The following is a 2,348-nucleotide window of genomic DNA, read 5'->3' as shown; positions in this document are numbered from 1 at the left end:
AATGGAGGCGAAGCGCCTCAAGGAGCCATGTCCGGTGTTTCACGCGATAGTGTCCATTAAAAAATGATGGACACTATTTTCCCGGAACCGGAGCCCGCTGCACAGACGGTTTAAATGTGACGCTTACGGTTGCGGGAGAGGACACGCTGAAAAGCCTGTTGAAAGAATTTAAATCGTCGGGCCCGGCTTACCAGCAGCAGGTTCATAAGATCCTCAGGTCCTCCTACAGCAACCACTATCGCCGTATGCTGCCCAAAATACTGGATGCGCTGACCTTTTGTTCCGGTAACAGCCGCCACCATCCGGTACTGGATGTCCTTGACTGGCTTAAAGACCATGAGAACAGTACTCAGCGTTACATACGGCTTGAAGATTCTATTCCCGTGGAGGGCGTCATTCAGCCCAAGTGGCATGATATTGTTATCGAGGAGCATCAGGGCGAAAAGCGAATCAACCGGATAAACTACGAGATCTGCGTTCTGCAGGCATTAAGAAATCGCCTGCGCAGTAAGGAAATCTGGGTAGTGGATGCCGATCATTACCGAAATCCCGACGATGATCTTCCGCAGGACTTTGATGCCAATCGTGAAAATTATTACCGGGACCTTGGTCAGACCACCGATGCCACCGCCTTCGTTTCACAGTTGCGTGATGAGATGAATGGTGCGCTGGAAGCCCTCAACCGGGATATGCCAAAAAACCGCAAGGTAAAAATTCTGTCGCAGGGTAAAAACAGGATCTCCATAACCCCCTTTGAATCCCAGGATGAACCCGCTAACCTGGCGGGACTGAAACGTGAGATCTCCGGTCGGTGGCCCATGACCAGCCTGCTCGATGTGCTGAAAGAGGCGGACCTGCGGATTGGATTCAGTGATCATTTTAAAAGTGTTGCAGACCGGGAGAACCTCGACAGGCAAAGCCTTCAGCAACGTTTACTGCTTTGCCTTTACGGTATGGGCACCAATACCGGCTTAAAACGCGTCAGCAGTGGGCGCCATGGGATAAGTTACAAAGAGTTGCTGAATGTGCGGCGTCGCTATGTACATAAAGCCGCGTTGCGTAATGCGATTGGTCAGGTTGCCCGGGCGATTTTTGCTGTTCGTAATCCTGCCGTTTGGGGGGAAGGAACAACATCTTGCGCTTCGGATTCCAAAAAATTTGGCTCCTGGGGGCTTTGTTGAATAATAGGTAATCATTCTGTTTTGTCTGCACTGTTTTGGTAGAAAACGCTGATGCCAGACAGAACACCGTCATACGCAAGCATGTAATGCATTGATTTTATGTTATCTGAAACAACCGTTTTCATAGTACCACAGCATAAAATCCATTTATTCAACAAAGCCACGCAACTGCGTTAAAACAGGGAACCGCAGAACCAGAAGCCATTTTACGCCGGTTTACCAGGAACAACGTTCAGCATCCGACTTATAAGGCTCTGGCGGAGCTGGGGAAAGCAATAAAAACCATTTTCTTATGCCGGTATATTGGCTCCGAAGATCTTCGCATTGAGATAAATGAAGGGCTGAACGTAGTGGAAAACTGGAATAGTGCAAATGCGTTCATTTTTTATGGTAAAGGCGGAGAGGTGGCGACAAACCGTCTGGAAGAGCAGGAGTTGTCAGTCCTGGCGCTGCATCTGTTGCAGATTTGCCTGGTCTACGTGAACACGCTGATGATCCAGCAGGTACTCCATGAGCCTGTATGGCTGTCACGAATGAAGGCAGAAGACTTCAGGGCACTGACACCGCTGATTTACGCCCATGTAAACCCTTACGGGATATTTGAACTTGATATGGAAACAAGGTTGCCGATCGAGGTAGTTGCCTGAAAGTTGGCAGTTATCGCAGCTACCCGGTCACTGCCCCTATTAAAAGATAAACCAAAAAAAAAGAAAAACATTACTGTTATCCCCTTTGAAAAGTGGATAACCGAACAACATCGGCGCAAGCGCCTCAAAAGTAGCTCCCCACGCTAAAGCGCGGGGCATTCAGATCGAAATCGTGAGAGGGCTAACAGCTTGCCTGTTAGCCGTCGAGGGATTGGACAAATCCGGCCATGCCGGATGCGTCAGCAAATATCGCTGAACGATTTGCTAACACGCTCGTAAGCGGCTCTTACGACCCGCTAACGCGGAGATACGCCCCAACTGCGGCTTCGCCTTGTTGTGACCACTCCGACCGCGCACAGAAGCCTCTGAGCCACTTTTAGCTAGGTATGGCTTTACAAGGGTGAAGGGATGGATAGGCGATCCCTTTCGATCCCTCATTGGTATCGGCGGCTAACCTTCAGTGCTACCTGTCATTTCATCCAGCCGCCTTACATGCGCTGACGCGCATCCGTCATGTCCG

Annotated in this window: 2 protein-coding genes; both read left to right on the top strand. The window is 50.0% G+C overall.

The genetic code is table 11. The features are described 5' to 3' along the window. Positions 1-116 precede the first annotated feature (116 nt). Positions 117-1,181: a Tn3 family transposase gene (locus tag F7Q90_RS25300; protein WP_052310170.1), complete on the top strand. Its 1,065-nt coding sequence runs from the start codon at positions 117-119 to the stop codon at positions 1,179-1,181. A gap of 149 nt (positions 1,182-1,330) precedes the next feature. After that, on the top strand, positions 1,331-1,828 hold the full coding sequence (locus F7Q90_RS25295) for a Tn3 family transposase (protein WP_080577518.1): 498 nt from the start codon (positions 1,331-1,333) through the stop codon (positions 1,826-1,828). Positions 1,829-2,348 lie beyond the last annotated feature (520 nt).

The organism is Pantoea stewartii subsp. stewartii (assembly GCF_008801695.1).
Lineage (GTDB): Bacteria > Pseudomonadota > Gammaproteobacteria > Enterobacterales > Enterobacteriaceae > Pantoea > Pantoea stewartii.
This window is presented reverse-complemented; position numbering and strand designations above follow the sequence as displayed.